Origin of the sequence: Cobetia sp. 5-25-4-2 (assembly GCF_013374075.1) — a bacterium.
GTDB classification, from domain to species: Bacteria; Pseudomonadota; Gammaproteobacteria; order Pseudomonadales; family Halomonadaceae; genus Cobetia; species Cobetia marina.
This window is the reverse complement of sequence record NZ_BLWK01000011.1, coordinates 61,967-87,916: the sequence shown is the minus strand read 5'-3', so window position 1 is coordinate 87,916 and position 25,950 is coordinate 61,967. Positions and strand designations below refer to the sequence as shown.

Annotated in this window: 22 protein-coding genes; 9 read left to right on the top strand and 13 right to left on the bottom strand. The window is 51.8% G+C overall.

Annotated features, from left to right (window positions below):
- Positions 1-162 precede the first annotated feature (162 nt).
- The 6 genes from HXS65_RS16985 (at position 163) to HXS65_RS16960 (ending at position 4,504) form a co-directional block, all read left to right on the top strand.
- Complete coding sequence (locus HXS65_RS16985; RefSeq protein ID WP_176494499.1) at positions 163-1,503, top strand: aminotransferase class I/II-fold pyridoxal phosphate-dependent enzyme; 1,341 nt, start codon at positions 163-165, stop codon at positions 1,501-1,503.
- 435 nt (positions 1,504-1,938) lie between these two features.
- Positions 1,939-2,511 carry a hypothetical protein gene (locus HXS65_RS16980; protein ID WP_084208335.1) on the top strand — a complete coding sequence of 191 codons (573 nt, stop codon included), beginning with the start codon at positions 1,939-1,941 and terminating at the stop codon, positions 2,509-2,511.
- Positions 2,508-2,867: a hypothetical protein gene (locus HXS65_RS16975; RefSeq protein WP_176494480.1), complete on the top strand. Its 360-nt coding sequence runs from the start codon at positions 2,508-2,510 to the stop codon at positions 2,865-2,867. Before HXS65_RS16980 ends, HXS65_RS16975 begins: the two co-directional genes overlap by 4 nt.
- The gene (locus tag HXS65_RS16970; RefSeq protein ID WP_176494478.1) at positions 2,854-3,630 is read left to right on the top strand and encodes a hypothetical protein; all 777 of its coding nucleotides are present in this window, start codon (positions 2,854-2,856) and stop codon (positions 3,628-3,630) included. The genes HXS65_RS16975 and HXS65_RS16970 overlap by 14 nt, the downstream gene beginning before the upstream one ends.
- A gap of 62 nt (positions 3,631-3,692) precedes the next feature.
- On the top strand, positions 3,693-4,004 hold the full coding sequence (locus HXS65_RS16965) for a hypothetical protein (protein WP_176494477.1): 312 nt from the start codon (positions 3,693-3,695) through the stop codon (positions 4,002-4,004).
- Positions 4,001-4,504: a glycine-rich domain-containing protein-like gene (locus HXS65_RS16960; RefSeq protein WP_176494475.1), complete on the top strand. Its 504-nt coding sequence runs from the start codon at positions 4,001-4,003 to the stop codon at positions 4,502-4,504. The genes HXS65_RS16965 and HXS65_RS16960 overlap by 4 nt, the downstream gene beginning before the upstream one ends.
- Before the next feature lie 465 nt (positions 4,505-4,969).
- On the opposite strand, the gene HXS65_RS16955 is transcribed toward HXS65_RS16960, so the two are convergent.
- The 13 genes from HXS65_RS16955 to HXS65_RS16895 form a co-directional block, all read right to left on the bottom strand.
- Entirely contained in the window at positions 4,970-5,620 is a 651-nt protein-coding gene (locus HXS65_RS16955; protein WP_176494474.1) for a DsbA family oxidoreductase, read from the bottom strand.
- A gap of 114 nt (positions 5,621-5,734) precedes the next feature.
- Positions 5,735-7,042, bottom strand: coding sequence for an O-antigen ligase (locus HXS65_RS16950; protein WP_176494473.1), 1,308 nt, complete (start codon positions 7,040-7,042; stop codon positions 5,735-5,737).
- A 251-nt stretch (positions 7,043-7,293) separates the two neighbouring features.
- The gene (locus HXS65_RS16945; RefSeq protein WP_176494472.1) at positions 7,294-8,460 is read right to left on the bottom strand and encodes a nucleotide sugar dehydrogenase; all 1,167 of its coding nucleotides are present in this window, start codon (positions 8,458-8,460) and stop codon (positions 7,294-7,296) included.
- A 94-nt stretch (positions 8,461-8,554) separates the two neighbouring features.
- A complete protein-coding gene (locus HXS65_RS16940) occupies positions 8,555-9,964 on the bottom strand; it encodes a mannose-1-phosphate guanylyltransferase/mannose-6-phosphate isomerase (protein WP_176494471.1) in 1,410 nt (469 codons plus the stop codon).
- A gap of 14 nt (positions 9,965-9,978) precedes the next feature.
- Positions 9,979-11,130, bottom strand: a complete 1,152-nt coding sequence (locus tag HXS65_RS16935; protein ID WP_176494470.1) for a glycosyltransferase — start codon at positions 11,128-11,130, stop codon at positions 9,979-9,981.
- Entirely contained in the window at positions 11,120-12,250 is a 1,131-nt protein-coding gene (locus HXS65_RS16930; protein WP_176494469.1) for a hypothetical protein, read from the bottom strand. The genes HXS65_RS16935 and HXS65_RS16930 overlap by 11 nt, the downstream gene beginning before the upstream one ends.
- A complete protein-coding gene (locus HXS65_RS16925) occupies positions 12,247-13,320 on the bottom strand; it encodes a glycosyltransferase family 4 protein (protein ID WP_176494468.1) in 1,074 nt (357 codons plus the stop codon). The genes HXS65_RS16930 and HXS65_RS16925 overlap by 4 nt, the downstream gene beginning before the upstream one ends.
- The gene (locus HXS65_RS16920) at positions 13,317-14,228 is read right to left on the bottom strand and encodes a glycosyltransferase family 2 protein (RefSeq protein WP_176494467.1); all 912 of its coding nucleotides are present in this window, start codon (positions 14,226-14,228) and stop codon (positions 13,317-13,319) included. The genes HXS65_RS16925 and HXS65_RS16920 overlap by 4 nt, the downstream gene beginning before the upstream one ends.
- A gap of 44 nt (positions 14,229-14,272) precedes the next feature.
- Complete coding sequence (locus HXS65_RS16915; protein WP_176494466.1) at positions 14,273-15,340, bottom strand: hypothetical protein; 1,068 nt, start codon at positions 15,338-15,340, stop codon at positions 14,273-14,275.
- Entirely contained in the window at positions 15,330-16,556 is a 1,227-nt protein-coding gene (locus HXS65_RS16910) for an oligosaccharide flippase family protein (RefSeq protein ID WP_176494465.1), read from the bottom strand. Before HXS65_RS16910 ends, HXS65_RS16915 begins: the two co-directional genes overlap by 11 nt.
- Before the next feature lie 13 nt (positions 16,557-16,569).
- Complete coding sequence (locus tag HXS65_RS16905) at positions 16,570-17,865, bottom strand: exopolysaccharide biosynthesis polyprenyl glycosylphosphotransferase (protein ID WP_218015108.1); 1,296 nt, start codon at positions 17,863-17,865, stop codon at positions 16,570-16,572.
- Between the two features lie 49 nt (positions 17,866-17,914).
- A complete protein-coding gene (locus HXS65_RS16900) occupies positions 17,915-20,143 on the bottom strand; it encodes a polysaccharide biosynthesis tyrosine autokinase (protein WP_255304543.1) in 2,229 nt (742 codons plus the stop codon).
- Positions 20,144-20,224: 81 nt separating this feature from the next.
- Positions 20,225-21,388: a polysaccharide export protein gene (locus tag HXS65_RS16895; protein WP_304363416.1), complete on the bottom strand. Its 1,164-nt coding sequence runs from the start codon at positions 21,386-21,388 to the stop codon at positions 20,225-20,227.
- Between the two features lie 1,658 nt (positions 21,389-23,046).
- Between HXS65_RS16895 and HXS65_RS16890 the strand changes: the two genes are divergently transcribed.
- The 3 genes from HXS65_RS16890 to HXS65_RS16880 all read left to right on the top strand — a co-directional run bounded on the left by HXS65_RS16890 (position 23,047) and on the right by HXS65_RS16880 (position 25,943).
- Positions 23,047-24,114, top strand: a complete 1,068-nt coding sequence (locus HXS65_RS16890; protein WP_176494464.1) for a hypothetical protein — start codon at positions 23,047-23,049, stop codon at positions 24,112-24,114.
- Positions 24,074-24,844, top strand: coding sequence for a hypothetical protein (locus tag HXS65_RS16885; protein ID WP_176494463.1), 771 nt, complete (start codon positions 24,074-24,076; stop codon positions 24,842-24,844). Before HXS65_RS16890 ends, HXS65_RS16885 begins: the two co-directional genes overlap by 41 nt.
- 127 nt (positions 24,845-24,971) lie before the next feature.
- Positions 24,972-25,943: a capsule biosynthesis GfcC family protein gene (locus tag HXS65_RS16880; protein WP_176494462.1), complete on the top strand. Its 972-nt coding sequence runs from the start codon at positions 24,972-24,974 to the stop codon at positions 25,941-25,943.
- The last annotated feature ends 7 nt before the right edge of the window (positions 25,944-25,950 follow it).

Genomic DNA, 25,950 nt, shown 5'->3' with positions numbered 1-25,950 from the left:
ATCGTCACAGGTTCGCGTCGCCTCCAACGGCGGCGCCGACATGCATCACGTACCCGACGGGCGGGGAGCCACGGCTCTCGCGCCCGTTTTTGGGTCAGCAACATCGTGAAAGGAATTCGACTCTTGGCATCACGTCATACCCCCGGATCTTCCGCCAGTGACATGAAACAGCAGTTGCTGGACAAGGCCCGTGCACGCCGTACCCGCCCCACCAACGCACAGGCTCAGGGCCCCGAAGACGACATCTTCGCGCACAGGACAACCGCCCCACTGGAGATCAGCGATGACTTCGTGCGCTTCGATCACCAGCCCGGTTATCAGCAGCTGAGCATGATGCAGCAGGCCGGCGCCGCCTTCGGCGTGCCGGAGCCCTTCTTCCGCGTGCATGAAGGCTGCGCTGGCGCCACCACGCGCATCGATGGGCGCGAGCTGGTCAACTTCGCCAGCTACAACTACCTCGACTATTCCCGTCATCCCGAGGTGATCAAGGCCGCGGCCGAGGCGGCGGCCCATTACGGTACCTCGGTGTCGGCCTCACGCGCCGTCTCCGGTGAGCGTCCGATCCATCGCGAGCTGGAAGCGGCGGTGGCGCGCACCTACGAGGTCGAGGATGCGGTGGTGTTCGTCAGCGGTCATGCCACCAACGTGTCCACGCTGGGCTATCTGCTCGGCCCGAAGGACCTCATCCTGCATGACGAGTGGATCCACAACAGCTCGCTGGTCGGCGCCCAGCTCTCCGGCGCTCGTCGCATGCCCTTCGCGCACAACGACCCGGATGCGCTGGAAGCCCTGCTCAGCAGTCAGCGCGGCAAGTTCGAGCGCGTGCTGATCGTCACCGAAGGCCTCTACAGCATGGACGGCGACGTGCCGGACCTGCCGCGCCTGATCGCCCTCAAGCAACAGTACCGCTGCTGGCTGATGGTCGATGAAGCCCACTCCTTCGGCGTGCTCGGGGAGCGTGGGCTCGGCCTGAGGGAGCACTTCGACATCGCTGCGCGTGACGTCGATATCTGGATGGGCACGATGAGCAAGACGCTGTCCGGCTGCGGTGGCTACATCGCCGGCTGCAAGGAGCTGGTCAGCATGCTGCGCTACTTCGCGCCGGGCTTCCTCTACTCGGTGGGCATGCCGGCACAGGTCGCCGCCCCGTCGCTGAAGATCCTCGAACTGCTCCAGGGTGACGATGCCAGACAGCGCATCGCCCGCCTGCATGCCGTCTCCGGCTACTTCCTCACGCGCGCCCGTGCGCTGGGGCTGGATGTCGGCGACAGCCTGGGGGTCGCGGTGGTGCCTGTCATCCTTGGCAGCTCCCTGGTGGCGGCACGCCTCTCCAACCAGCTGTTCGAGGCCGGCTTCAACGTCCAGCCCATCCTGCACCCCGCCGTGCCGGAGAAGAGCGCCCGTCTGCGCTTCTTCCTCTCCTGCGAGCACACTGAAACCCAGGTGGATGCCGTCCTCGAGACCCTCATCCAGCAGCTGAGCGACATCAAGGCAGGGCTCTGAGGGTCGTCAGTCCACACGTGACGGATCGGCCAGTTCTGCCAGTTCACACCCCCGGAACGAAAAACGCGGCCCTGCTGAAAAGCGGGGCCGCGTGCGTCATGGGGTATGCGTTCACTCTATACAGCCATTGCGAAACGAGTATCTGATCCCGTCACTTCAAACACCGTTCAATATCGTCCTGATACCTGACAATTGGTGATGCCAATATTTTCCATTCAAATAAATCAGTATTTCGTAAATTAAACTCTTGGCCAATAACCAAAATAATCCCGCAACTCGTTATCGTATCCTGTATATTCTCGCTGAGATGATCACGCCAATGACTGACATGGTTCCTTGACATCTTTTATACAGAACTCTCAGGGACATGAAAGTGATAAGCGCATCACGAAGTCATATCTACACTCATGCAACGATTACATGGACGTATGCACGATGTCTCAATCTGGAAATCTCTCCCTGACCGGGAAAATCGACAATGGGGTCTCACGAATCCTCTGTCAGATATTGAATACCCTCAAGACCCTCCTGCTCTGGCTCACCGGCCTGATGATAGTGGTTCTACTCCCTTTCGCCATCTTCGAGTACGGTGAAGGCCTGGCTGACATGTCACTCCTGGAATGGGCATTCGTGGTGCTGTCAGGCCTGCTGGTGTGGCGTCATGTCCATTACTGCCAGCATTTCTCGACAGGCTTCTGGAAAGGGGCCAGTCGCTTGCTGGTGTCTCTGGGAATCCTCACGGTTGTGGAACTGGTCGTGATTGGCCTGTGTGAAATATTTCTCTGGCAGTCAGAATATGAAGAGCTCCCGAAGCAGTATCTTCTCGAAGATGATCCGCTCGTCAAACTGGCCACTTACGCCACGTTGCTGATTGCCCTCTATCTGGCAGCACCTACTGCGCTCCGCAGCACAGCGACGAAAGATGAGCAGCAGGACGAAAAGCCCTCTCTTTCCCCCGATGAGGCTGATTCAGCCACGAGTGATACTTTCAAGGAGCCCACACTGTGAAAACCCCATACGGTCAATACTCATTCATCGCTTTCCTCGTGACGCTGGCATTCACCTCGGCCACGCCTGCCCAGGCCAACAAGCATTCGGAACGTCTGATCCAGAGCTGCAACGAGCTGGTGGGAATCTATGCCGAGAGAGATAAACAGAACCTGCTGGCAGGTGTCACGACAAGTGTCTCGGAAGCCCTGCAAGCAGGCTACTGCATGGGTGTGCTGGATGAGTATCGTCGTCATGACAGATGTTACTCCCATGACTGGTTCACTCAGGCTCAGAAGATAGCGGAGATGTCGGTTGGCTACAGCGAGCGCATCTCGGTCAACGAGTTGCTGGAGTTCTCCTGTGAGCGAAGCTGACAAGGGTAACTGGCGCGAAATATCGTCTGTATACGAGGACTTGCTATGCCGCAAGGTAGGCTTGAGCAAGCCCCTCAGTCAGCATGGCAAGCTCCTGAACTCGATCAAGACACTGGTCAATGCTCTGAGTCCTTCTCTCAAGCACAAGGACGATGTCTGTCGCAAACCCGACCGCAGCAAGACGCAACACCTGCGCCTGGATTACACACCAATTGGTCATGGCTGTGACAGCCGGAACCGGGTGCGAATCCACCCAGGCGACATCACGCTTCTCTGGAATGCCATCCTGCTTCAGGGAATCTTCGGTGAGCCAAAGCTCGTCATTCAGCTCCTGGAGCAGAAAACCAGGCGACAGGAGCTGGTCGAGTGGGCACGTGAGCTGTTCTTCGAGCGCCAGTCACTGGCTGGGCTGGGCCTGTTGCGTCAGGAGCTGATTCACCTGCTGGATAGATTGCCTGATGCTGATCTCACGTCAGAGGAATTGCCTAACCCCTTTGCCGATGCGTTACCGCAGATGGGCCTCGGTCACCTGCAGGGCAACGTGCTCAAGGGGCTGGCCGCTCAGACAGCGGCCCTCTCCCAGGGGGACAGCATGATGGCTGCCTACTTCAGGGGAGATCTTCAGGAGGCCTACCAACAGGCATGCCAGCTGAAGACGGACAACGAGATGCTGGTGAAGTATCGCGGCCTGATCCTCCGTCAATACAAGGACGCTTCCTCCTTCGATGCACTGCTGGACACCTTCCGCAAAAAAGAGTGTTGAAGCATGCGTGTTGTGGAATCCACAAATAAATACTGGTTTCGTCAACCAAGACGGAGCCAGTCATGCCAACCATCGATACCATCCTCGCCCGCTGTCCCCATGAGGTCAGCCGCTGTTACCAGTCCAAGGCCATCCAGATTGATCACGCCATGGCCAATGGCACGCCCTACCGATCACTTGGCGGGAAACGCCTGCGCTGCCGCAAGGGCTATCTGCGCTTCAAGATCGGGCATGCCTGGCGTCTGCTTTACCAGCTGACTGCCAATGGCTATGAGCCCTGCGCCCTGATCAGTCGTCAGAGTTTCGACCGTGAGATGAAACGAAGGCGGGACATCAAGTTCTGCAATCCCCCCTCACAGGAGTCATGCTCATGAATGCCATCGTTTCTCTGAACCAACCCCGCGTGGATCGTCACGGGCTGGACATCAATGTCAGCCGTCTCGACCTTGCTCGTCTGAAGCACAAGTACACGGCCTCCAGCGAAGCCGAAATGTCGGTGGAAACCTGGGACCAGGCGGAGCGTGAGTATCGCCGCTTCCTGTCACTCAAGGCCTTCTATCCTGCTGTCTCGCTCGTGCCCAGCAAGGAGGTCGATGCCTTATGGCATGCACACATCCTGGACACACGTGCTTACCGCGAAGACTGCCACCAGGTATTCGGTCGCTTCATTGACCACTACCCCTACTTCGGTATCTACGGTGAAGACGACTACCAGCAATTGAAGGATGCCTTTGCACAGACGGTAGCGCTGTATGAAAAACACTTTGGCGCCTACCCGGGTGGCGGCACTGAATCACAGGCGATGCGTTGTGAAGGACATGCCTGCCACGTAGGTACCACGTGTGCTTGTCGCGTAGAGGGAGCCTGCAAGTAAACGCCGTCTACAGGCATCTGAAATCTTCCAATAGAACATCTTCAATGAGAGCTATCACAATGAAAAACACGACCAAGACTCACGCTCCAGCATCCAAGGCCCCTGCTCGCAAAGCCCCGGCTCCGAAAGTGCCGAACGGACCGAGCACGACCGGCAACCCCTCCGGCGGTCGCCGTGGCAACAACCCGCCCAAGAAGGCTCAATCTCCGGCGCCTAAAGCCCCTGCACGCAAAGCCCCGGCTCCGAAAGTGCCGAATGGACCGAGCACGACCAGCAATCCCTCCGGCGGTCGCCGTGGCAACAACCCGCCCAAGCGTGCTTGAAGGTAGTGTGTCTGAACTCTGCTGAGTGATTGACACACCCCAGAACGCAAAACGCGGCCCTGCTCTTCAGCGGGGCCGCGTTTTTGTCACGGGATCGTCACTACCGAAATCAGTGCCTCAGTGACACCTCATTCGGTGAGGCTCAAGCCTGATCTCCCGAAAGCTCGCTCAACACCTGCTCGAACACCTCTTTAGGCTGGGCCCCGTTCAAGGCGCTACGACGATTGAAGACGAAGGTCGGCACGCTGGAGATGCCCATCTGCTGCCAATGGGCTTCGCGCGCCCTTACCTGCTGGAGGGCTTCCGGGTCGTCCAGCTGTGCCAGCCCTTCGGTGGCATCCAGCCCGACCGCGGCCAGAGAGTCCGCCATCACGGCACGATCCGACATGTCCTTCTGCAAGGTGAAGTAGTCAGCGTAGAACTGCATCATCAGGTCATGCTGCATACCCTGTTCGGCGGCGTACTCGAGCAGGACGTGGAGCTCGAGGGTATTCACCATGCGCATGTCGTCGAAGAAATTGAAGACCAGGCCTTCCTCGGCTGCCAGAGCGGTCAGATTGCGACGTGCCTCGGCACTGGCCTTGGGCGTGGTGTCGTACTTGCGCTCGATATGGGCGCGCAGATTCTCGCCGTGTGCCGGCATGTCCGGATTCAGCTCGAAGGGCTGCCATTCGATCTCGACGCTATCTTCCAGGCCGAGTGACTGAATGGCGCTCTCGAGGCGCTTGTAGCCGATCACGCACCACGGGCACATCACGTCGGAGACGATGTCGATCTTGAGCTTGTCTTGCATGTCAGTTCTCCTGAGCGGTGAAGCAGCCTCCTTCACCCCACGTGAATAGTCGTGAGCGATTGCTCAAATTTTGCGCGTACTGTAGACCTGTCACCTTCGCAGGTCAAAATACTCTCAGGGTGCCTGCAGTGTCTCGAGGCGTCGCTCGTGGGCGCGCAGCGTGCCCCACACGATCGCCAGCCAGAAGGCGTAGACCATCACGCCGCTGGCCTGGGAGAACATCACCCAGGTCATCCCGAAGTCGAGGAAGGTCAGCGGCAGCAGCACGCCGGCGACAGCCAGTGAGCGCAATGTCAGGTCGTCGCTGTCCAGGCGACGATAGAAGAGTCGCAGCGGCACCAGATAGAGTGCCAGCAACGCCAGCAAGCCCAGTACCCCACGCTTGACCCAGGCATCGAGAAACTCGTTGTGGGGATGCTCATAAGGTTGGACATGGCGACTCAGCTCTCCCCGCTCGATCATCGCATCACGCGCCTCGGCATACCCCGTCTCGCCCCTGCCCAGCCACGGCTGCTCGGCGATCATCAGCAGAGCCCCCCGCCACATCTCGAGACGCGCCCCCGCGGAGGTGCCGGCATTGCGGTCCTCCACGTACTTCGTGACATCCGAGACACCGGCTTCGACACGTTGCTGGATACCGGTCGCCGGCGTCATCACCATCAAGGCGATCACCCCGGCGCACATGAAGACGCCCAGCCTGAGCACACGGCGTGAAATCACCTCACCATAACTGCGATACAGCACCCAGGCCGCGAAGGGAAAGCCGATCCAACCGCCGCGTGTCCCCGACATCAACGAGCCGATGATGCCGAACGCCCCGCCAACCAGCAGCGCCAGTATCCAATAGCGCCGCCGGGCACCTGCCTGACTCATGGCCCAGCCAAGTCCCGCGAGACACATCAGCCCCATCAACATGCAGATATCGCCGAAATTGATGGTGTTGGTGAAGCCGCCGGCGCGGTGCACGCCCCACACCAGCTTCTGCCACATCGCCCAGCTGCCGGTCAGCACGCTGCCGAGGATCAACCCACCCCACATCGCCCCCAGCGACGGAGGACACGACAACACGAGCAACAGCACCGGCACAGCCAGCAACAGGCGGATAGGCACGCCTGTCGTCTGCCACGTATCCCCCTGCAGCAGGATGCTCACCAGCAACAAGGCTGCGAGGCCCGCCATCACGCCGATGACTGTCATGTCCTCCTTGCGAGGCGCGCGCAGCAGCGTGCGCGGCTCGCGCAGCAACCCATAGCCACTGAGCAACACCAGCAGTGCCGGCCCGATGCTATAGCCAGAGGGCACGACCAGACTGAGCAGACCGAACAGGAAAACGCCGCAGGACACGGGGCGCGACGTCACCGAGGAATCATCGGCGTCAACGGGGGATGAAGCTGAACGAGCGAGGGAATCGTATGACGGCATACCTGGCCTTCCTGACCCAGTGATGACTCTATGAAGGATGGCACGAGCCACTCAGGCGCATGCTGCAGAGGGCTATTGAGGACTCCATGGGAGGGATAGCCTGACACAACTGCCCACCTCCTTGGCATCAGGCAAGCAGCATGAAAGTCTTCACCTATGCCCTCTCTACCCGGTGCCCTGTGAACCCATATGAAAACGCCGCATCACGAGGATGCGGCGTTGTATTTTCGATCAAGAGCCAGCGCTCTAGATCAATCGTTGCCGAACAGATCGCGGGTGTAGACCTTGTCGACCACATCGGCGAGCTCTTCCGCCATGCGATTACTCAGAATGACGTCAGCTTCCTGCTTGAACGCCTCGAGATCCCGCATGACGCGTGAACCGAAGAAGGTGTCCTCCTCCAGTACCGGCTCGTACACCACCACTTCCACACCCTTGGCCTTGATGCGCTTCATCACGCCCTGCATGGCACTGGCGCGGAAGTTGTCAGAGCCGGACTTCATCACCAGGCGATACACCCCCACCACCTGCGGGTTGCGCTTGAGCACGGATTCCGCAATGAAGTCCTTGCGCGTGGTGTTGGCATCGACGATGGCCTGGATCATGTTGTTGGGCACTTCCTGATAATTGGCCAACAACTGCTTGGTATCCTTCGGCAGGCAGTATCCCCCATACCCGAAGGACGGGTTGTGGTAGTGCTGGCCGATGCGCGGGTCCAGTCCCACGCCTTCGATGATCTGTTTTGCGTCCAGACCATGCGATTCGGCGTAGGTATCCAGCTCATTGAAGTAAGCCACGCGCATCGCCAGGTAGGTATTGGCGAACAGCTTGATGGCCTCCGCCTCGGTGCTGTCAGTGAACAGCACATCGACACCCTGCTTGATGGCACCTTCCTTGAGCAGCCCGGCGAACACCTCGGCACGCTCGGAGCGCTCACCGACGATGATGCGAGACGGATGCAGGTTGTCGTACAGCGCCTTGCCTTCACGCAGGAATTCCGGCGAGAACATCAGATTCTGAGTCTGGAAACGCTCACGCGCCCCCACCGTATAGCCCACCGGCACGGTGGACTTGATGACCATCACCGCGTCAGGATTGATGTCACGCACATCCTGAATCACCGCTTCCACACTCTTGGTGTTGAAGTAGTTGGTGGTGGCATCATAATCCGTCGGCGTCGCGATGATCACGAAATCGGCATCGCGGTAGGCCTCTTCCTTGTCGAGGGTAGCGCGGAAATTCAGATCTCCACGCGCCAGAAACTCATGAATCTCATTATCGACGATAGGTGAGATACCACGGTTCAGGCCTTCCACCTTCTCCGGCACGATATCCAACGCGACGACTTCATGATGCTGAGACAGCAGCATGGCGTTGGAGAGACCGACATAACCGGTGCCTGCGATGGCAATTTTCATTTAGCGCATCCAAATCAAATGAATTGAAAGCAAAGCAAATCGCTTAATATAAGATCTTAGAATGCTTCACTTGGCAGGGACAAACTACTCAGCATCAACTGCGTCCGTAACGATCATTAAAGCGGACGATATCATCTTCACCCAGATAAGAGCCCGACTGAACTTCGATTAGCTCCAAGGGAATCTTACCGGGGTTTTCCAATGCATGCACCTGGCCAATGGGGATGTAAGTTGACTCATTTTCACTGACAAGCTGAGTCTTGTCGCCAATGGTAACCTTAGCCGTCCCAGAGACGACGATCCAATGCTCAGCACGATGGTGATGCATCTGGACGGAAAGCTTGGCGCCCGGCTTCACCGTAATGCATTTGACCTGATAGCGCTCGCCTTTATCAATGCTGTCGTAGACACCCCAAGGCCGATAGACCTCACGATGATTGATATGCTCCTGCCGGCCCTCGTTCTTGAGACGCTCGACGATCTTTTTGACTTCCTGAACCCGGTCCTTATGAGCGACCAGTACAGCATCCTTGGTCTCCACCACGACCAAGTCTTCAACACCGACTGTAGCCACCAAGCGGTGATCTGAATGCACCATCAATCCATGACTATCATGAAGCATGACATCCCCATGACAGGCATTCCCCTGGGCATCATGTTCCTTGACATCCCACAACGCTGACCAGGAGCCGATATCACTCCAACCTGCTTCAAGTGGCACGACAGCTACCTGTTCAGTTCGCTCCATCACCGCATAATCGATGGAGTCTGATGGGCAGGACCTGAAAGCTTCCGCATCCAATCGCGTGAAATCGAGATCCTGACTTGCACCGGCCAGCGCCGCGCGACACGCCTCAACCATGGCTGGCTGGAATCGCTCAAGCTCATCCAGATAGCGCTTGGCAGAGAACAGGAACATCCCACTGTTCCAGTAATAGCCACCTGTCGCTAGATAATCTTCAGCAGTATTGCTATCTGGCTTCTCTACGAAACGCTTGACTCGGAAACCAAAGTCATTGAGCCCCACACCACGCTGGATATAACCGTACCCGGTTTCTGCATGAGTCGGTACGATACCAAATGTGACCAAATGATTTGACTCAGCCAATGTTTGCGCATGATTGATGCTCTCATGAAACTTCTCAACATCACGAATCAGATGATCAGCCGCAAGTACCAGCAACAGTGCACTCGGGTCTTCCACTATAGCGTGAAGTGCTGCTACTGCTATTGCTGGTGCTGTATTCCGGCCTTCGGGCTCAAGCAATATACTTGCATTCGATATACCCTGTTGACGTACTTGCTCAGCTACTAGGAAACGATGCTCTTCATTGCAAATTAATAGAGGTGCGTGATGCTCAATAGACTCCAATCGTTTCAAAGTTTCTTGAAGCATGCTTCCCTCGCCAGTCAAGGGCAAAAATTGCTTCGGATTTAACTGACGAGAATAAGGCCAAAGACGGCTACCACTACCACCGGCTAAAATTACTGGTTTTAAATGCATTATTCAATTATACCTTAAGCAAAAGAGAGTTTATACGATCTTAATACAGCATCCCAAGAATGCTCATTCTCTACGAAGCAGCGCGCGGACATAGATAGATCCCGTAATTCGGATTCAGAATAGGAGTTAACGATGTTTAAATATTCCTCTTCTGTATTTGCAATCAAAACATCTTTATTAACTTCGCAAGAAATACCCTCCAATCCAACATCAGATGTTATGACTGGTATCCCCAAAGACATATATTCTAAGATTTTGTTTTGTACACCTGCACCAATACGCATAGGGCAGACAGCGTATTTAGCGCCATGAGCTTCAGAAACTATGCTTTCTACCTGCCCTGTGCACTTAACTCTATCAAGGCTTTCTAAGGCAATCTTACTTTTTATAGGTATTTTACCTATAACTTTGAAGCAATAATCTTTAGGAAGTATTGGTACAACAAACTTAGCAAACCAATAAGCTGCATCAAAGTTTTGTACAGAATACATATTTCCAATAAATATTATAATATTGCCTGCCGGAGCATACTCATATGGCAAGTCGTTAACATTCACACCATTAGTGACAACTAATGGTTCTTTGTTAGACAACTTACTTAGATGGTCTTTGTCCACATCAGAAATTACAAATGATGAATGGAAGTTTTCCAGGCATTTTCTTTCATAATCTAATAATTTTTTTGCATCATAATGATAAGCCAAATCTTGGAGCGTTCTAATTTTTTTTGAATGCTCTATAAATCTACTGTAATTTAGGGAAATAGCATCCGTTAGCTCAATGACTTTATGTCCGCAAAAGTCATCAAGATATAGACTGGTTCGAATTAAATGACATAGCGCCTTGTCATCAGACTTAATAGCTTTTTTCAATTCTTTATGCAGTGAAGAGGAATAATAATAATACGCCTGAAGAGGCATACGTTTAACTATAGCCTTGAGCATATTCAGATATGACTTCCACTTAGGAAGGTAATATACATTACACTCAGAAAAAACACTTTCTTGATCGATAATATCTAATTCATCTTTGCTTTCACAAGTACTATAGAGCACTAAATCGTAGTCTTTAGATAATACCTTGCATATATTATAGATTCTTAATTTATCCCCGCCTATTGGTGGATACGGTAACCTAGGCGTTATAACAAACAACTTATCTTTCATGTAAAAACAAACCTTCTATAAGCTTTCTAGATTTTTTGTATGTATACTCATTATCAAAGAATTTAAATATACTAGACTCTTTAGGATTAACCTCTAACGTCTTCACTATCGTATGCAGTATATCTTCTGGCAAAGATGAATCTTCTAAAATTATTACATACCCACTATTCACCGCACTTTCATATCCAATTGCTCCAGATCGATAGCTTATTACTGTCTGTCCATATGAGAGAGCTTCAGCTATTTTTGTTTTCATCCCACTACCATCTTTTACTAGATTTATATAGTAACCTGAATTACTAAATAGAGTGCTCATCGCTTCTACCGAAGGATCACTGACTAAAGTTACATTTTTTGGTACGTAAGTAGAGGATGGTAATCCAGAAACGAATAAATCTAGCTTGCGGCCAGCGACCACATAATTAAGAGATGTATTTTTATGAGCTAAATCAATAATTCTTAACAAGGCCTTTTGATTAGGCCAGAAATCAAATGATCCGGTGAAAAGCAGATTTTTTTCACGGTCGCTGCTTAAATTTATATCTTTTGAAGGTAGACATATAGGTAATATATAGTTTCCACTTAGATTTATATTACCTTTCAACATATTTCTATCTTCGCTAGTTATTGTAGTTAGTATATCGGATGATTTGATAGCTAGCTTTTCTGAAAAAGGCACTAATAACTTATCTATTAATGTTATACAAGATTTTAAATTGAATCTTAACTTTGAGGATCTAATCAGTATGGTTTCAACATTATCGAAATGCACAATACATTTCTTATCCTTAAATATTCTTTTTAACAACCAACTCAATAGTCCTAATCTTGAGCTGTGAAAAACCAAATAATCAGAAGTTCTTGCTTCCTTAAATATAGTAAAGAAATAAACCATATGAAATGAGGGCAATAAAAAAATTCGAGAAACAATATCTGCAAAAAAGTTTTTATTAATATCTAGAGTTTTTACCGGAGTAATATAATTATTTGAATTATTTGCCTTAGTTACTAAAGTAACATTGGCAAACTTACTTGCATAACCATCAACGATTTGTCTTAAATACAAACCGCCACCTGTTAATTCTTGAAATGAATTTATAGATATAATAAGAACCTTCATCGCTCTTCTCCTATTTGATTAAACAGGTCTTCCCATTTCCTCAGTATTTTATCTTCAGAGAATCTTAAAGAGTTCTTCATAGCTTGCATACCGAATTCGACTCTTAAGCCAGAATTTTTCATGAGCTTAGTCGCTTTCTCTACAAACATATCAGTGTTTTCATAGGGTATTAAAAAACCATCCTCACCGTCGGTAATAATATCTGAAGGACCGCTATCACAGTCATATGCTATACATGGGACACCTAAGCTTAAGGCCTCTAAAATTACTAAGCCAAATCCCTCATATCTTGAAGTAAAAAGCAACAGACTACTTTCTCTAATTTTACTATCTATATTTTTGCTAAAATTATATATTTTTATACTATCTTTCAGATTATAACTTTCAATCAAAAAAAGTAAGTTTCTTTGCTCAGGCCCTTCGCCATATATCTCCAGCTGCCAATCAGGGTTCAATTTTATTATTTCAGCCCAATCTTTAATTAGTCTATCGAACCCCTTTTGTTGCGTGAGCCTCCCTATAGCAATAGCTTTCTTGTTTATCAAAGTGGATGGCTCTTTATCCTTAAAAGTAAGCCAATTCTCAATACAAGTAACATTGTTTACATTACAATCAATAAATCTATTTTCATCCTTTTTAGTTAAAGTTATTAAGTTATCTAACCTCTTGTAGTTAGTATCTCTTAGCTTTAACTTTATTTTTTCTACTATACTCAAGTCAACATATGACTCTTGGTAACACATGTGATGAATTTCAATTTTTTTACATGGCGTATTATAACGGGCATTAGCATAATATCGAAAAAAATTCCCCCCAATAATTATATCAAATGATAATCTATCTACTTCAGACGTAATCTTATTTTTATTAAAATATCTTGAAATAGCATTCTTAGGCTTTTTGAGGGCAAGATTTATAACCTCATTTTTATCATTTTTATCGTACTTAGAAAACAGGCTTATAATATGAGACTCTATACCTATAGCACGAAAACCTTTATTTAGGTTTAAAGCTACTCTTTCGACGCCACCAATGGTGTTAATATCAGGAACAACTAAGGCAACTTTCATTTCCAAACCCTTTTTAGAATATTATATATACCTATTCTTCTAAGAAGAATAATAATACGACTTTTAATACTTCTTGGGTAAAAACTATGGAAATTTTTTGTTAAACTTATGGATTCCTTAACGTCTTCAGAGTAAATAAAATCAGAAGTATGCACTACTGATGTATTGAACTTATCGGTTTTAGGTGTATTGACTCCTAATCCATCATTACCAATATTGTTAACTAGTGAAATAGGAGGGTAAAGAGTTAACGAATCATGTTGTAAAAACCTATTATAGTCACATCTGATAGCCCAAGCATTTGCTGTACCCTCTACTTGATTGACAAGCATATCGAGCATATCCGATCCAGCCCGTGCGAATTGTTTTTTTTGATGCTTATCCCTGATAAAAACGTCGTAACCAGGTATTGACCAATCGTTTTTTTGCCATCTATCCTTCCATATAGCCCACCCCCAAGAAGAGATTCTTGGAACAAATTCTACTTCATTTGTAGTATTAGTCGTTACTGGTGGTCTATACCCAGAAATCGAGTAAACCTTGTGATTATGCTTATATTTATCCAAGCTCTTGTTCATGAAATCTATAAACCCACGGGATACTACTATATCATCTTCTAAAACTATTACGGTGTCATGTTTTTGTAAAACATAATTTACGCCATTTATAACTGATGCGCCTAATCCTTTATTTATTTTTGAATAGAAAAGATTGATAGAATTAAAGCCAGACACGTTATTTATATAATCTCTGACCTCTTCAACCTTTTGTATATCTTTTTCTTGTCTAGGTCCATCAGAGAAAACATACAAATCTGTATCTTGTACTTTGTCATTTTGCTTCAAAGCTTCTATAGTTTTAATTGTGCAATCTAGGCGATTGTATACGAAAACAATTACTGGCGTCATATATGTCTCTTTCGTTAAAATACTTGTTAAAACATTTAAATACTTTATTTTTGCAAATAAAGCAACATTAATATCGGGCTTAGAATAGAGCCAGTAAACATAGGAAGCAACATTAAATAACATCTAGAAGTAACACGCTTCTCTCTATTTGCACTTGAAATAAAGAAAGCTAAAATCGGTATGGACATTATGCCAAAAGCAACAAACAAGATCCCATAAATATTATCAAAGCCCGAATAAAATATGAGCTCGCCATTCGTATACTTATACAAATAATTAAATATAGAGTTATGGGTATCGATGAATGAGGAATAAGAGAAAAAGCCGACGCCAAAAAAATGACCCAAATTGCTCATAAGATCGTAACCTACTTTAAATGGATTTATAAATCTTATAGTCGCACTTATATCTGGACCATTAATCATAACTCTTGTTATGCGATCGTAAAGATAAGAGCCATTATTTAAATCTATCACTACTAATAATATTAGTATCAAGAATAATGCAGTAACTTTAGTAATTGCTTTAATGGCACGACTACCTAGGAATATAAATGGAGCTAAGAACATATATGAACCAGATAAAGCCAAAGCCCCTAGAACCAGCCATACAAGAGCTTGTAATTCACTTGCTTTAGTGTTATCTCTTTGCAATAGAAAAGCATTTATTGTACAAAAAATACCTAAGTAACTAGGCTCAGAAAAAATGAATTTTACTCTACCGTCTTCTTCTAGCAATATATTATAGTTTATTATAGCCGTAATAAATGTTGCGATAAGGATGATAGCTAATAGGACTAAACAGACTTTATAGAACCTCTTTGTCAATCTAAAGTCATAAATACTAAACATAAGGATAAGTAAACAGAAGTGAAGAACTTGCTTTACATCTATTTTAATTCCCAAAAACAATGCTATGATGAGGCTGTGAATAACGACAGCGAAAAATATTACCAATCCTTTTTTAGGTATTTTTTTGACTTTAGGTACAGAGATAAAAGAAGCCATATAAATTAAAAACAATATATAGCTATTATAAAATGAGCTCCAAGAGTATGCTAAAGCAATTAACATCCAGAATTGTGTTGTTTTCAAAACCTCCTTAATTATCATTTTTTCTCCTAAGAACCTTCATGCTAATAGCCATATACAAATAACAAAAAGCTAGGAAAAATTCGACAAATACCGATACCCAGATTATTGATTTTCCATTGATAACATCGAAAAGATATAGCGTCCAAATTAAAGCAAAATAAACTATGCAGGTTATCGCGGAAATGTAGAAAAATAAATTACCTTTACCTAAAGGAATTAGTACTAGTTGAGAACACAAATTACTTATTGTAATAAACAGTACAGCAATCAGAGCTATCCTGAAAATAACAATAGCTTGTGTGTTTACTTCATTAAAAAAGAATTCCAACAATTCACTAGAAATTATAACACTTAAGCAATAAAACACTATCGACACTAATAATCCACACAACAAAACATACATAACTTTGCTGTAATTTTGAGTGCGTATTATATAAGGAAAAGCAGCTTGGCTTACCGCGCTCAAAATTGACTTATACGCTGAAACACATTTATTTGCAAAGTCATAATAGGCAAGTATTGAACTTCCAGCAACCAAACCAATTAGTATAGGCGTCGCCCTAATATAGGAATCTCTGGTAAACATTGCTCCAAAATAAGGAAATCCATTCACTCCTATAGCATATACACCATGTAAGTTTGGCTTACCAATTATCACACCATACTTGCGCATGGCTATTATCATAGACAAAACACCGCCTACTAATAATGATATACTCAAAAAGGAAGCCAATAAGTAACCATCACTTTCATCTTGTACATAAAAATAAACAAGGGCAATGTATATAATTTTAGACAATGATGAAATTATCGTTATATATTTCATCCTCTCAATGCCCTGGTAGAACCATATTGGCAGTAAAAGATCACCAAATACTATTCCTAAAGAAAAAACGTATATAATATTTATCGACTCAATCAAACCCCAAGAAAGTATGACCAAGGCACTTATCATTATAGAAACAAACAGCTTAAAGTAGAATATATTATTAAATACCTCATTATAGCTGCCGACTTTACTGTTAATACCAGAAATTAACTTTGTACCATAAATATTTAATCCGTAGTTTACAAATATAGTAAGATAATATATAGCTGACTGTGCTAAAATAACATTACCAAACTGATTAACTCCCACTCTATTAATTATCACAGGGTAAATCAATAATGGAGCTACCACGTTTACTAATTGCAATATTGCTAGATAGCTGAAATTCTTTAAGACTATATTCAAGAGGCGTCCTTATTTATCTTGCACCTTTATGAAACAAGACTGTTTTAATAGTCCTAACTAAAATCAAGATATCTAACCAAAAAGAAAAATTCTTTATATAATAAAAATCATACTCGAGCTTCTCAATCATACCTTCCACTTCTGCTGCATAGCCCTGCTCCACCTGTGCCCAACCTGTAATGCCAGGACGTACTACATGACGGTAGTGGAAGAACGGAACATCCTTCTCATACCACTCTGTCAGGCTCATGGATTCTGGGCGCGGGCCAATCATGCTCATGTCGCCTTTCAAGACATTGAACAGTTGCGGAAGCTCATCCAGGCGGCACTTGCGAATGAATCGCCCCACGCGCGTGATACGTGGATCATTACCTTCTTGGGTAAAGCCAGTACCTTTCATGTCGGTATACATGCTACGGAACTTGTAGACCGTAAACGGACGGCAGTGGAAGCCCATACGCGGCTGGCAGAACAGCGCCTTGCCCGGGCTATCCAGACGAATGACAAGAGCCGTCAATAGCATGACAGGGGCCAGCAACGGAATCAGGATTAACGCGGCGAGAATGTCCATGCCGCGCTTGATGACTTCATAGTCTTCACGCGGTGTCAGGGAGCCGAATTCATTGGCATAGAGGTGATCCAACAGTACCTTGCCGGTAATCATTTCATGGGCCTGAGTAGCGTGATACACCGGAATACGGTGAATCGTGCAGTCAGCGAGGAAACGTTGCCATTCTTCGGGAAGATCTGCACGCAGGTCCGCAACCACAGCGTCAATACGCTTGAACCCGACCAGTGTCGGTTCCTTCATCGCGTACCAATACACTGACTTGCTGTGGTGATCACACAAAGACGGGGCTTTCCCGAAGGGCACCACCGCCATGCGCTTGGTGGTGAGCTTGCTGTCGACATAATAGAAGGCCCCACCGAAGACGATGGCCAGCACGAAGGAAATCCCGACCTGCAGACGTGACACCTCGATTTCCAGCACACCGCAGATGATGATGAGCAAGGTATAGGAAGCCGCAACTGTCGGAATGACGTAAGTGAAAGAGCGTGTGCCCGGCAGTTGGCAAAGACGGTTGATCAGCGTCAGGGACAAGGTGAAGGCGGCGGCGGTGCCCAGAATCGCATTCCATTGTGCCAAGGTGGAGGTATTCCAGAAATCGAATCCCCAGCGGTACATGGCAGGCAGTACGACAACCAACAGCACGCCAAAGAATGTCTGCAGGCGCTTGCTGGCAAGCAAGCGCTCGTAGTGACGTGAATAGCGCCGTTGATGCTCCATGGTAGAGCTCATGTCTTTCATGTCTGGTTCCCTTCGAATTCAATATGACTGATGACGGAATACAGCGGGATCATTTATAGCTGTAGTTGTAATAGCCATAATTCTCGCCATAGGCGCCGGCGGCCTTGCGCTCCATGGCGTTGAGGATTCCGCCTTTCACGGCAATGCCAGAAGCTGCCAGGCGCTTGAGAGAGACTTCCACTTCCTTGGGCGCGTTCACCTCGAAGCGCGTGACCAGCAGTGTCGTGCCCATATGCTTGCCGATGACGGCGGCATCGGTGACGGCAAGGATGGGCGGGGAGTCAATGATGACCAGGTCATAACGCCCGCTGACCGCAGTCAGGAAGTCCTGGAAGCGCGCACTCATCAGCAGTTCCGAGGGATTGGGCGGCGCAATGCCGCGCGCGACGTAGGAAAGTGTTTCGAGTGCGGAAACGGGGCGAATGACCTCTTCCAGCGACTTCTTGCCTGCCAGGTAGTCACTCAAGCCACACTCGGAGCGCTCATCGAAGATGGAGTGCATGTGGCCCTTGCGCATGTCGGCATCCACCACCAGCACGCGTTGCCCGGCCTGGGCACAGACAGCCGCCAGGTTGGCGGCGATGAAACTCTTGCCTATCCCCGGGCTGGGGCCGGTGATCATCAGGGTGTTGGATGAGGATTCCAGCATGGCGAAGTGCAGGCTGGTGCGCAGGCCACGCAAGGCCTCGATCGCGAGATCCGCAGGATTGCGTTCGGCCAGCAGGCCGTTGGGAATCTTGCGTGAGTGCTTGTCTGTCGCGCGCTTCACCTTGCGGCTCAGCTTGCCCTGCTCATCCGAGAGCGGGATGGTGGCATACATCGGCAGGCCCAGCGCTTCCAGCTGGTCCGGCGATTCCACCCCACGCCGGAATGCCGCACGCAGCAGAATGACACCGACGGACAGCATGCCACCCAGCAGTGTCAAGATGACCACGATCATGGCCTTCTTCGGCTTGACGGGCTGCGGCAAGATACCGGCATCATCCAGGATGCGCACATTGCCCACCGTACTGGCCTTGGCGATCTCCATTTCCTGCACTTTATTCAGCAGCTGCACATAGATGGCCTGAGTCACTTCCACACTACGTGTCAGGCGCAACACTTCCTGCTGGGTTTCCGGGAGGTCCTTCACCTGAGCATTCAGCTTGTCCATCTCGCGCTTGAGCTGAGACTTCTTCTCGAGCAGTGCCGCGTAGGTGGGGTGGCTAGGCGTATAACGCTTGGCGATCTCGGCTTCGGTCAGTTCCAGCTGATTGACCTGGGCCTCCAGATTCACGATGCGCTCCAGCACTGACTGGGTCTCCAGTGAGAGATCCACACTGTCACGTGACGTCCTGAACGCATTCAGGCGCGATTCCGCCTCATCGAGCTGGGCACGCACCTTGGGTACCTGATTAGCAAGAAACTCGAGACTGTTGCGCGCCTCTTCACTCTGACGCTGAACATTCTGTGAATAATAGATATCCGCGATGGTATTCAGCGTGCGCTGTAGCTCACGCGGCTGCTCCCCCGTCATCGACCAGGAGAGAATGCCGGTTTCCTTGCCCTGCTCCGAGACGGAGAATGATTTACGTAGATCTTCGATCGCCTGCATGCGGCTGATGTGGGTCAGCTCAAATTCCGCGCCTGTGGCGGCATTCAAGGCAGTGACACGCAGATTCAGCTGACCATCGGCAAAGCTGTCCAGCTGATTGATGCGCCCCTTGCCCAGCAACTCACCGTCCTGGATCAGCTCGTAATGCGCATCATCAACGACACGTAGGGTAATGGTGTCACCCAGCATGGCCTCATCGACAGGCATCTCACTGACACTGATGCTCTCCCCTGCCCAGGTACTTGCCCAACCCTGGGCGAAATCCGGGCGCTCCATCCCGCGGCGCACAAGGAAATCTCCCAGCAGCGGCAGTCGCTTCGGCGTGACGGTGACATCCAGGTTGAGCAGGTCCACCGCGCGGCCGAGTACCATCCGCGAGCGGATGATCTCGATCTCGGACTGGGACGGCGGCTCCTTGCCCAGAATCGAATTGACGTCAGCCAATGGATTGGTCGAAGGGGCATCATCGATCTGGATCAGGGCATCCACCTTGTAGATGGGCGTCGCCAACAGCGCGTAGACCACCCCGATGACGGCAAACAGGCCAGTGATCGCGATGATCCATTGCTTGTGATCGAGCAGGATGCCGAACAGGCGCCCCAGATCAATCGCATCGTCATCGTTGTCGCGAGTGGCAGGCGCTGGCATCGCCCCAGTGGCCGTATGTTGCGGGGTCTGATTCATGAAACACCCTTCGAGTGCTGCGGCTCTCGTGAGAACCAGTGGTAGTGGGTAATGAAGAGGGAGACGGGAGGATGACGCGGATCAATCATCACTGCGCAGGTCATCGAAATCACTGGCGGAACGCGTCACCTGATAGACGGCGGTCAGTGTCGGCATCAGCTGGTTGACGACACGGTTCCAGCGACTGAGCGGCGCGGCCGTGACGTAGACCACATCCGAGGGCTGAAGCATGAATTCCGCACCGATCACGAAGGCCGCCGAATCACGCGCATCCAGCTGGTAGACCGTCGCCAGCTTGCCAGTGCTGGTGTCCGCACGCCGCACGACGAAGATGCCCTTGGCATCTGCCTGGCCTTCATCGATACCGCCAGACTGTGCGATGGCATCCGTCAGCGAGATACGCGAATTGCCCATCGCCAGACTGCCCGGCAATTGCACCTCGCCCATCACGTAGACCTTCTGATTGCCCACATCCGGGATGTGCAGCACATCGCCGTCGCGCAGCAGACGGTTGTTGCTCAGCGCGCCGTTTTGTAGCAGGTCATACAGCGAGAAGTGCTCATCACTGTCATCACGTGTCAGTACCACATCGTGCCAGTTGGCCAGCGGCGACAGGCCGCCTGCCTGATTGACGGCGTCGAGGATGGTCAGCGGCACATTGGTGATCGGCAGGATTCCCGGGGTTTCCACCTGCCCGGTGACATAGACCTTCTGGGACTTGAATGCCGCCACCTGCACATCGATCTGCGGGGAGGCGATATAGCCGGACAGACGACGCTCGATGACCGCCCGCAATTCCTTGACGGTGAGCCCCGCCGCTTTCACGCGCCCGATATAGGGATAAAAGATGGTGCCGTCACTGTGAACGCTGTTGCCGGATTCGATGGCGCTGCGCTCGGAGCCGGCCGGGATGGTCAGTTCGGGGTGGTCATAGACGATGATGTTGAGCACATCCCCTCGGCCGATACGGTAATCGTAATCGGCCAGCTGCTGTTCCAGCGTCTCGTTGTCACGCTGGGCCTTCCCGTGACTGTCCTTCAGGGCATCTACCATGCCAAAGGTGATGGGCCGGACCTCGAGCGCGTCATCCAGGGGAGCCGTTTCCGCTTGATAATCCATGTTGCCACCGGGGGCAAAGGCACAGCCGGTGGTAGACAACATGGCAATCAACAGCGCGGTGGTCATTGCCAGGCGGGGGCGCGGCTTCAGCGCACAGCCCTTGCCAAACATGGTGACCTTGATCATGTAAAACCCCCGAAACCTGCAAGATGAAGTAAGCAGCTCATCCGGCGCGCCTTGGCAAGGCACATCCGCCATGAGTGCTGAAGCGATGAAAGACGATGGATCGTCAGGAAGAGACGCTGGTTCGGTGCCCATGAACCGAGGTGGAGCACCTCTGAGCCATTCAGCGTTCAGGCACGCTACCGCCCTGAGGTATGTGACGGCGCTTACCCCAAGGCCCGGACACGCCCACCAGCAGAGACTGCTGGTGACGCGACAGAATTGCTTCCACGATGGAAACAATTCAAGAATTTTAAGACGAACGTTTCCCCACCCTGGAAAGGGCGTTACGAGAAGTCATAGGGAAAGCGGCAATGCAATGTGGCGCCTTGAAACGAAGTTCTCGAGTTCAATGCCGGATGGCCTTGACTCCTTCTCTTGATTTCATTAGGCGAGACATAAAGCATCACCTCAAGACAGAAAGCACATAGTGAGCATCGCCTTGAGGCGTGAGGATTCATCCATCACACGCAGGCATGTCGAGCTCATGAAGTTGCTTTGTGTCTTGACGCTATAGCGTTTGAGTGACTCAACCATGACATTGGCAGTACAAGAACTTTTTTACGCAAAAAAGCACGTCACCAGCGAGTCAGATGCAGGCGTGATTGACAAGAAAGAAGATTGCCAGCAGTAGCGGTAGGAGAATGTGTCACTTGCCAGAGGAGCACACGACAACCTCTGTGGTGCTTGATTTCCTATCAATCTGGTTCGCATCCTTGCCAACCCTGTCGCCTTTTCGCAACACGGTGGTGACAAATAAGGTGAGCATCATACTGTAAAATCACGCAATTCATCCACCAGTTTTTCACATTTCATTCAGGTCCAGGCGTGAGATTCTGGCACAAAATATCTTATAAGCTACTGATATAAACACAATTTCCTGTCATTTGATCCACTTTTCACTGTACTGATCACAGTTGACAAGACCCACCATGCGTCTGCTATGTGCGACGCAGCAGTACTCACACGCCTCCAAACCGTTACACAACGATACGCAAATATACATTCAGAACCACAACAAGCCCCGACAAGCATTAGACAAGCCATCCCCAAGAGATTAATTAAGCACCTTCTTATAATGACTTTCACTCGTCGGATTTAGTAAGCTCAGCCCCCTGACAGATATAAGGCCCGATATGATTTCGGTAGGTGAAGACGTCACATTGGCTCCCATATCTCTGCCAGCGGGTGAAATGAGATTCTCTAAAGAATGGGAATACGCTAAGATGGCTCGCATTATCACTAGATGCGCCATGCTTCAACTGATTTCACCTGTCATTGATGAGAATGTCATGGCTTGAGTGTACGCTTGCTTCTTTCACTCGCATGCTGGGCGCATTGTTCCAACTCTGTTCAAGTCTTGTCATAAAAATGTGCATGACCTGCCGATTGGTGCCAATAGGGAACCCATCGACAGGACATCACGATCACAACCAGATGTGCAGATGTACTCTGCAGGAGATAAGGCCCTCTCATGAAACGTACTGCTACAACATTGGTCATCGCGGGATTGGCGCTATCCCCTCTCGTTGCCGGGATCGCGCGCGCGGAAAGTGAAGCGCCAGCGCAGACGGGCACGACATCCACCGGCTCTTCCACAAGTACGGGCAGTAGCAGCGGTGGTGGCACTGCCGCAGGTGCCGGCGCAGCCGGTGGCATGGCAGCCGGCAGCATCGCCGCCGTTGCCGCTGGCCTCGCAGCGGCAGTGGGCGTCGCGGCGACTGTCGCATCTGGTGGCGATGGCAGTAGTGGTGGTAGCACTGGCGGCGATATCGGCACTGATCCGGGTGACGGCGGTACTGACCCGGGTGACGGCGGCGACGGCGGCACTGATCCAGGTGATGGTGGCACCGATCCTGGTGACGGCGGTACTGACCCGGGTGACGGCGGCGACGGCGGCACTGATCCAGGTGATGGTGGCACCGATCCTGGTGACGGCGGCGGCGACGGCACTGGTCCGGGTGATGGCGGCACCGATCCAGGTGATGGTGGCGATGGCGGCACTGATCCGGGTGATGGTGGCGACGGCGGCACTGATCCGGGTGATGGTGGCGACGGCGGCACTGATCCGGGTGATGGTGGCGATGGCGGCACTGATCCGGGTGATGGCGGCGATGGCGGCACTGATCCGGGTGATGGTGGCGACGGCGGTACTGATCCGGGCGACGGCGGCACCGATCCAGGTGATGGCGACGGCTCCACTGGCACCACCGATCCGGGTGACGGTGACGGCTCCACTGGCACCACCGACCCAGGTGATGGCGACGGCTCCACTGGCACGACCGACCCAGGTGATGGCGACGGCTCCACTGGCACCACCGATCCGGGTGACGGCGACGGCTCGACTGGCACCACCGATCCGGGCGATGGCGACGGCTCGACTGGCACTACCGATCCGGGTGACGGCGACGGCTCTACCGGCACGACCGATCCCGACGATGGCAGTAACCCGGATGAAGGCGGCGAGCCGGGCGATGGTGACGGCACGACAGGTACCACCGGTACCACTGGCACGACAGGTACCACGGGCACGACCGGCACCACCGGTTCTACCGGGACGACAGGCACCACCGGCACGACAGGTACTTTCTGATCATCATGATCTCGACATCCATCAGCATGGGGGGTCGCCTGGCGGCCCCTTTGCTCGTGTCCGGCGCACTGCTGCTTGGCGGCTGTTCCGCGCTTGAGCAGGGGCAGCTGGGGCAGACGGCGAGCGCCGTGTTCGGCAGCGATCAATTCGATGCCGAGCGCGCGCGCGCCCTGCCCTACGCGTCGCTGCGTCTACGCTACGACGGCAACACCGGCATGGTGGTACTGGCGTCACTTGAGACCGTCAGTTCCCGCACGCCCAGCGCCACGGACGCGAGTCCGACACAAGCAGACCACGAGCTGTCTTCACCGGCAGCCTCGTCATCTTCCGCCACTTCTGCCGGGACAGTGACGACTCCCTCGTCGCCTTCGACAGAACTGGCCCGTTTTGAAACCGCGGACCACGCCTTCGTTCGCCTGGAGAACGGCTGGCTGACCGGCACTGCCGGCTTCGACAACGACCTCCTGGACATGCATCGCGAGACTCGCCTGACCACGCTGATGTCCGCGTTGGCCGCTGGCGAGCCTGCTCCCGGCTACCACGTACGCACGCGCTGGCAACGCGCCGATGGCACCGAGGGCTATGCCCAGGGCCGTGCCGACTGGTCGTGTGCCGCGCCGAGCGTGCAGCCCTTCCCGCTTGGCGAGCAACGCGTCGCCCGCTGTGAGGAGAGCATTCACTGGAGCGACGGCTCGTTGAGCATCAATCACTACGCGGTGGCCCCCGCCATGGCACCGGATGCCTCTCCCAGAATCTGGGCTGCAGAGGTTCAGGCCTGGCCTGACTCACCCCATTGGCATTGGGAGGTGGCACGTGCCTGGTGGTAAGCGTGGTACCCGGTATGAAAGTGCCTGGCAAGACGGTACATGGCATGACAGCCACCGGCGTCAGCGCCTTGATCACGTCGCCCCTCGCGGGGGTGCCGACGGCCATTCTCCTGTTCGTCGAGGTGTCGTGAAACCTTATCTGCCAACACGTCTGAAGGCCGTCCTGTCCGCCGCACTGCTCGGCTCTCTGATGGCCGCGTCAGGCGCCTTCCTGACGCCTGCGCCAGCGTTTGCCGCTGAAGCCGCGACTGACCGCGCTCAGCCACCCACCACGCTGACCATCAGCGAGGCACTGTCACGTCACCTCGCCGGATTGAAGGGTGAGCACGGCATTGAATGGCCGCACACCTTCGTGGCGACCCGGCAGGCACGTGAGCACTCTCGCCAGCTGGGGCGTCGGCTGTTCTTCGAATTGCGTCAACTGAGTTCACAGGCGGTGTTCGATGAGCGGTTGCCCGCCGCCGGGCTCAAGCATTGGATGCAGATCGTCAAGCGCACGCCGATCGGCGGCCGTCAGGTGGGGCGTATCGATCCCATCGCGCTGTGGCGTTTCCCGCGCCTGGATATCCCGCTCAGCACGCATGACTGGATCGGGCAATGCCAGCCCGAGACACGCCTGCAGCTGTGGAGCGCCGTGGGCGTTCGTCAGCTTGACTGGCGGCCAGAGCTGACCCTGCGCGAGGCCATCGCCGGCCTGCCGGGCGCACGGACCAGCGCCGAGAGCGCCAGTGTCATCACGCTCAGCGGCCGAGTGATCGAGCGCGGTATCAGCGCCTGGAACGAGCAGCCCTATACGCTGGCACCGGGGGATCGTGTCGTGATCCATCTGCCGCGCCTCTCGCCCTCGGCGGCCTGGGTCAATCGCAGTCTTCCCGAATGGTTGAGCCTGCAATGGCCGGGCAAGGCGTGCCGCAGCCTGGATGCCATCACTGGCCAACCCCAGGCGCCGGAGTACCTGCTGTCGCTGCGTGAGCTGGACGCCTCTCCTGAGGCAGCAGAAGCGAAAGCCCCAGAAGGCACGGCTGAGGCGAAGGTGGCGGCCGACAACGCCCCCGCCGACGCGTCGGCGCCCGCATCCGACGAGAGTGAGACCCCATGAGCGAGGC

What these genes read in the sequence shown, in the direction of transcription:
- HXS65_RS16985 (WP_176494499.1), top strand. Translation starts at nt 163, where the DNA reads ATGAAACAGCAGTTGCTGGACAAGGCCCGTGCACGCCGTACCCGCCCC.
- HXS65_RS16980 (WP_084208335.1), top strand. Translation starts at nt 1,939, where the DNA reads ATGTCTCAATCTGGAAATCTCTCCCTGACCGGGAAAATCGACAATGGG.
- HXS65_RS16965 (WP_176494477.1), top strand. Translation starts at nt 3,693, where the DNA reads ATGCCAACCATCGATACCATCCTCGCCCGCTGTCCCCATGAGGTCAGC.
- HXS65_RS16960 (WP_176494475.1), top strand. Translation starts at nt 4,001, where the DNA reads ATGAATGCCATCGTTTCTCTGAACCAACCCCGCGTGGATCGTCACGGG.
- HXS65_RS16955 (WP_176494474.1), bottom strand. Translation starts at nt 5,620, where the DNA reads ATGCAAGACAAGCTCAAGATCGACATCGTCTCCGACGTGATGTGCCCG.
- HXS65_RS16950 (WP_176494473.1), bottom strand. Translation starts at nt 7,042, where the DNA reads ATGCCGTCATACGATTCCCTCGCTCGTTCAGCTTCATCCCCCGTTGAC.
- HXS65_RS16945 (WP_176494472.1), bottom strand. Translation starts at nt 8,460, where the DNA reads ATGAAAATTGCCATCGCAGGCACCGGTTATGTCGGTCTCTCCAACGCC.
- HXS65_RS16940 (WP_176494471.1), bottom strand. Translation starts at nt 9,964, where the DNA reads ATGCATTTAAAACCAGTAATTTTAGCCGGTGGTAGTGGTAGCCGTCTT.
- HXS65_RS16935 (WP_176494470.1), bottom strand. Translation starts at nt 11,130, where the DNA reads ATGAAAGATAAGTTGTTTGTTATAACGCCTAGGTTACCGTATCCACCA.
- HXS65_RS16930 (WP_176494469.1), bottom strand. Translation starts at nt 12,250, where the DNA reads ATGAAGGTTCTTATTATATCTATAAATTCATTTCAAGAATTAACAGGT.
- HXS65_RS16925 (WP_176494468.1), bottom strand. Translation starts at nt 13,320, where the DNA reads ATGAAAGTTGCCTTAGTTGTTCCTGATATTAACACCATTGGTGGCGTC.
- HXS65_RS16920 (WP_176494467.1), bottom strand. Translation starts at nt 14,228, where the DNA reads ATGACGCCAGTAATTGTTTTCGTATACAATCGCCTAGATTGCACAATT.
- HXS65_RS16915 (WP_176494466.1), bottom strand. Translation starts at nt 15,340, where the DNA reads ATGATAATTAAGGAGGTTTTGAAAACAACACAATTCTGGATGTTAATT.
- HXS65_RS16905 (WP_218015108.1), bottom strand. Translation starts at nt 17,865, where the DNA reads ATGAAAGACATGAGCTCTACCATGGAGCATCAACGGCGCTATTCACGT.
- HXS65_RS16900 (WP_255304543.1), bottom strand. Translation starts at nt 20,143, where the DNA reads ATGAATCAGACCCCGCAACATACGGCCACTGGGGCGATGCCAGCGCCT.
- HXS65_RS16895 (WP_304363416.1), bottom strand. Translation starts at nt 21,388, where the DNA reads ATGATCAAGGTCACCATGTTTGGCAAGGGCTGTGCGCTGAAGCCGCGC.